This is a genomic window from Mannheimia sp. (genome assembly GCF_056854775.1).
Window position 1 is genome coordinate 1 of sequence record NZ_JBXGGI010000011.1, and the last position, 5,472, is coordinate 5,472.

At 37.2% G+C, this 5,472-nt stretch carries 5 protein-coding genes; 3 read left to right on the forward strand and 2 right to left on the reverse strand.

Annotated features, from left to right (window positions below):
* The coding region (locus ACJHV0_RS00950) for an alpha/beta hydrolase (protein WP_483133117.1) at positions 1 to 706 on the forward strand (706 nt) is incomplete at its 5' end.
* Positions 707 to 810: 104 nt separating this feature from the next.
* Here ACJHV0_RS00950 and ACJHV0_RS00955 read toward each other — a convergent pair.
* Together ACJHV0_RS00955 and allB are read right to left on the reverse strand one after the other, a co-directional pair.
* Positions 811 to 2,139 carry an NCS1 family transporter gene (locus ACJHV0_RS00955; protein ID WP_334236075.1) on the reverse strand — a complete coding sequence of 443 codons (1,329 nt, stop codon included), beginning with the start codon at positions 2,137 to 2,139 and terminating at the stop codon, positions 811 to 813.
* An 86-nt stretch (positions 2,140 to 2,225) separates the two neighbouring features.
* The gene (gene allB, locus ACJHV0_RS00960) at positions 2,226 to 3,632 is read right to left on the reverse strand and encodes an allantoinase AllB (protein WP_334253817.1); all 1,407 of its coding nucleotides are present in this window, start codon (positions 3,630 to 3,632) and stop codon (positions 2,226 to 2,228) included.
* Between the two features lie 122 nt (positions 3,633 to 3,754).
* Here allB and ACJHV0_RS00965 point away from each other — a divergent pair, with 122 nt between their 5' ends.
* The gene (locus tag ACJHV0_RS00965) at positions 3,755 to 4,609 is read left to right on the forward strand and encodes an oxamate carbamoyltransferase subunit AllH family protein (RefSeq protein WP_483133118.1); all 855 of its coding nucleotides are present in this window, start codon (positions 3,755 to 3,757) and stop codon (positions 4,607 to 4,609) included.
* A 95-nt stretch (positions 4,610 to 4,704) separates the two neighbouring features.
* Positions 4,705 to 5,472: hypothetical protein (locus ACJHV0_RS00970; protein WP_483133119.1), on the forward strand; the 768-nt coding region annotated here is incomplete at its 3' end.

Sequence of the window (5,472 nt, forward strand, 5' to 3'; positions counted from 1 at the left end):
CCAAGATTTACCGCTTACTCACCTTGAGCAATTTACCCAAGCCGGTTTGCAAATTATTGCGATAAATTACCCGCTTGCACCACAGGCTCAGCTTGACGAGATTATGCAGTCGATTTTAACTTCATTAAAAAACCTGCAAAATCGCTTTGCCGATGAACTCCCCTATTTCCTATTCGGCCGTTCAGCAGGTGGTTATTTGGCTTTATTAACTGCTGTCAAATTAAGCCAACAAGTTGAGATTCCCCAGCCCAAAGGCGTCATCTCCTTTTATGGTTATGGTTTCTTAACCGATGGTTGGTTTGATAGCCCTAGCCCACATTATCTTAAATTGCCATTAGTGAGTGAAAGCACCTTTCAATCACTGATAGCAACTCCCCGTCAAGAAGCGGAATTAAAGACACACTTCAGTGCTTATATTTACGCTCGCCAAACCGGCAAGTGGAAATCGTTAATTTATCAAGGTAGAGATAAATTCTTCTACCTTGATTACAGCTTGCGTTTAGCTGAATTGAATTTACCTATTTTTGCTGCTCACTCTACAGGTGACCCTGATGTACCATTTGCAGAGTTCCAAGCTCTATGCGATAAATTCAATCCAACTCGCTTTGTGATTGCTGCCGAACTTCACGATTTTGACCGTGATGAACAATCTGTACATACACAGGAATTGTTGAAAGCAACGATAAACTTTATTCAAAACACCTAGCACGAGCCGTGCTAGGTTAAATAATCCAAGTCCCTCCGGGACTTTCTCAGAGCCACAAAGTGGCTCGGCTTATAGAACCCCATACGACTCGTATGGGATTGTTATTATTTCTCCAAAATCGTTCCTTTTCTGAAACGGGCACTTGATGCCATATGTTTCATACCGAAGTAGTAAACTAATGCGGTTGGGATAGTTGCAGTTAAGAATGAGATATCTGCATTGAATAGACCAATTACCGCACCGACAAAGATCGCTAAAATCGCAGCCCAGTTAATACCTTTACGGCTACCGTTTTCTTCATAGAGTTCCTGAATATCAATTTTACCTTTGTGTAAAATGTAGTAATCCACTAATAACACAGAGAAAATCGGGCCAAAGAATACTGTGTAAGTTAATACGAAAATATCTACACCTTTAGAAGAAGCATCTGAGGTAATTAACCACGGGCAAGTTGCGATTGCCAATAAACCAATGATAATTACAGAGGTTTTGTGCTTAATTTTAAACGCATCCATTAACGCATAAGCAGGTGGTACTACGTTACTCGCTAAGTTTGTGGTCATTTGAGCAAATAAAATAAAGACAAGGGTAATCACCACTAAGAATTTATTATCTGCGGCTTGTGCGAAAGCATTAATTGGGTTGGCAATGCCGGTTGCAGAAGAAATCATTAAACCGATAACGCCCATAAATACCGTTGTTGGCACCATGGCTAAGAAATACACCACACCACGTTTGGCTGTTGAATAGCCTGGTTTTAATTCACGAACATAGTCCCCCACATTTAACATTACCAACACATTCACACCGAAGAATGCCACGATTGCACTCACAAACGGTAAGCCCCAAGTACCTTCTTTGTTGATGAGGTTTTCTTCAATACGTCCACCAAATTTAGTCATACACACATAGAACATATAAGCAAGAGAGGCAATAATCACCACCGCACCGATATTTTCTAACCATTTCAAACCGTGGAAACCGGTGGTTGAAATCCAAATTTGTAATGCTTGGAACAATAAGAAATAAAGCACTAAGTTATCATAACCAAATAATAACATAGAGATTTGGTTAATTGCCGAACCACCTAACCAGCTTTGTACGCCATACCATACGATTGCAGGCACACCACGCAACATAGCAGGTAAAATGCCACCTTTTGTACCAAAGGCACTTTTTAACTGAACGGCATAAGGTACACCGCTTTTATAGCTCATTTGGTCATTTAAACATAAACACACTATCAGCAATAATGAACCTATCAACATTGCGACAAAGGCTTGAGTTAAATTTAAACCTTTCTCCAATTGCCCCGAACCTAGTGCAAATGTACCAATAGAGACACAGCCGCCCAGCCATAAGAAAAGGTAAGACAATAAATCCATTATCCGTTTATTTTCCGGAATTGGTTGTAAGTTGGTTTTTTCAGACATTTTCTGCTCCTGTAATTTGCATTTATATTTATCATAATAAAAATGCGGTCAATTTTTAAACTAATAAAAACTAACCGCATTTAAATTTATCGCTTAACCGGACGAATAAACTCTCCGTAACCCATAGCATCTTGTTTGTACATACCGTTTTCTGCCACTAAACGACCACGGATAAAGGTATGGGTTGCCGCACCTTTCCCTTCTAAACCGTTAAAGCAAGTGACGTGACCTTTGGTAAAGAGTTTCTCTTGCTCCACTTTCCACGGTTTTTCCGGATCGACAATCACGATATCTGCATCGAACCCTATTTCAAATGCCCCTTTACGTCCGTATAAACCGAATAATTTTGCAGGGTTCACGCCCATTACTTTTGCAATCAGGCTTGGGCTTAATTTGCGTTGATGCACCACCATATCGAACATCATCGGTAAGAAGAATTGGATACCATTTAAACCGCCCCAAGCTTCCCAAATATCGTGAGTATCGTTATTTTTTTCTTCATCGGCTGCCGGCGAGTGATCGCTACCTACGCAAGAAAGCGTGCCATCAATCACATAATCCCAAAGTTTTTCCATATCTTCACGTTTACGTAACGGTGGCGTACATTTTGCCGGACCACCTTTTTCAAATACAAAATCTTCGGTAAAACCTAAATAGTGTGGGCAAGTTTCGCCCGACACCGGCAAGCCTTCATAAATTGCATCTTTCACTAACTGAGCCACCATTGGGTGTGTTACGTGGCAAATATGCACTCGACCGCCTGTCGCTCTTGACATATCAATCACGTTTTTGGTTGCCACATATTCCACCCACACATCGTGAGCATCTAAAAATTCACGGATTTTTTCTTGATTAGTTAAACCTGTTTTCGCTTTCGCTTCTTTCACACGCTCTTTTACCTGACCAAATTCTTCGCAATGGAAACCTGATAACGCATTAAACGGCTTTAAAATTTCCAACGCTTTACGCACGTTACCTAAGTTTACAGTTGGGAATAAATCACCATTCGGGCAAGTAAAGCCTTTGAAAGCAGCCACACCACAGGCTTCAAGATCAACTAAATCGGCAGAATTACTTTTAATGGAATTTGGACTATCATCATAATCACCGACAATACCGCCCCAAAGAGCAAAGTCGATAAAGGAATGTTTACTTACGTTGGCGTGTTTTAATTTAAAGACGTCTTTATTAATAAGAGAAGGATCATTATTGAGAGGCATATCAATGAGGGTTGTACAACCGGCTGCAACGGCGGCACGGGAACCTGTTTCAAAATCTTCACGATAATCAAAGCCCGGCTCGTTTAAATGTGCGTGGCAGTCAATAATGCCTGGATAAACCAAGTTGCCTTTCGCATCGACCACTTCTTTCGCCTCAACCTCCGTTTCAGGAGCAAAAAAACCGACAAACTTACCGTCTTTTACCGCAACTGTTGCAGGATAAATACGATCAGGCGTAACTAACTTCCCATTTTTAACGATTAAATCATACATAATAGACCTTCTTTTTTATTGACTTTTAACGGTTTGAAAGGAAAATACAAAATATGAAATCGCATTTCGATTTATATTTATACTAATCAATAGCAATGAAAAAGCAATAGGTATTTTACAGAATGAGTATAAAAGAGCAAATAATAAACATTACTATTTCAAAAACAACAAACTATGCTCAAAATACACTAGGTGATTGCCCTATTGCAACCATTCATTCAATGTATAACAAAACCATTAACTTATTAATTAACAAGGAAATTTTCTCTCTGCAACCTATAGAGAGTGAACTCTCTCCCATCAGCTTAATTACGAATCTTACGCAAAAGCAATTTCAACAGCTAGGATTAAAACCTAATCAAAACTACCAACTTCATTTAAATTACCAAAATTGTGCAATTTTTTGCACAAAATTGACCGCTTGTAGTGCTCCTTCAAATCACAAACTCAACGTTTGTACTGAACTCACTCAACAAATATTGCAAAATTCAGATAAAAAAGGGTTAAATCGCCTACTTCAAGCACAAAATGATGACCTAATATTATCCGCTTTCAAACAATATTTAGCCCAAGCAGAACATTCTTACACAATAAATGATGAGGAAAACGCTTGCAATATTTTGACTAAATTAATTGGATTAGGCATTGGGCTTACCCCAAGTGGCGATGATTTTCTCTGCGGCTTGCTTGCCACACTTCAATATTTTAATGCAACGCAAACCTCTTTTTATCAAAAACTCGCACAACAAATTAAACAAAACTTAGCGAACACTAATGCCATTAGCAGCCGATTTTTAGACTGTGCATTGCAACAACAATTTTCTCTCCCTGTACTGACTTTCCTTAAAAATCTTGATACACAAAATATAGAAATAGAAAAATTGAGTGAACTCTTTGAAAATATTGGACATTCTTCGGGAATGGATACACTTTTTGGAGTTTATTATGGGTGTAATTTATTATTAGAGGAAAACTAACATAACTAATTGCAAATTATTGATAAAAATCAACCGCTTGTTTATTATAATAAATAAAATCCCTTTTAATTCATAACAATATGGAGATTTAAATTATGTCTATATATGAAGCTTATTGTGTTCAGCTTAACAGAGTTGTATCCATTACAGAAGCAAGAACTGAATTTTTAAATCTTTATCCTCGCAAAAGATTTCAATTTTTATGTTCAACAGAATCTTGCCGTGCCAAAGGGGTTAAAATTACCGGGGTAAATTATGATCATTTTCCAGATGAAATAAAGCAATCTCCCTATTTCAAATATATAACTAAAAACAATATTGCACACTCAGCAGATTGTCAATGGTGTCAAACAAAAATTGTACCTATTGCAGGAGAAAGTAATGAAGAATATAAACTCAGAAAAGTGCGTAGTAAATTACACGATTTTATAGATGAATTTCAATTACCAGAAGATGATATTGAACAACAAAGCGAGGTAACAAAATCCTCATCAACACATCAATCTAAGGTAAATAACATAATTTCAAATCAACACAACCAGCTCCATAAAAGATATATAAAAACAAATCAATTAATGAGATTAGTTGAAGCATATTTAGATGCAAAAAGAAATTTATCAAAAAAAGATTTTTTCAGCCTACCACTCAAGGTATCCAATTCAAATATAAGCTATCTATACCAATATTTTCGCAGAACAGAGAAAGTTATTCAAATAAAACAAAAATGTGTATGTATTGCTGAAGCAGAATACATTGAAAAAGCGAAATGGCTATACTTTAAGTTACAAAAACCTTTTCAAGAAAATGATAATTCTCCAGCAATCCCTATTTATATAGGAATAAAGAAAATAAATTTAGAAAAG

Coding starts and splice junctions, on each gene's coding strand:
- ACJHV0_RS00955 (WP_334236075.1), bottom strand. CDS start 2,139: ATGTCTGAAAAAACCAACTTACAACCAATTCCGGAAAATAAACGGATA.
- allB (WP_334253817.1), bottom strand. CDS start 3,632: ATGTATGATTTAATCGTTAAAAATGGGAAGTTAGTTACGCCTGATCGT.
- ACJHV0_RS00965 (WP_483133118.1), top strand. CDS start 3,755: ATGAGTATAAAAGAGCAAATAATAAACATTACTATTTCAAAAACAACA.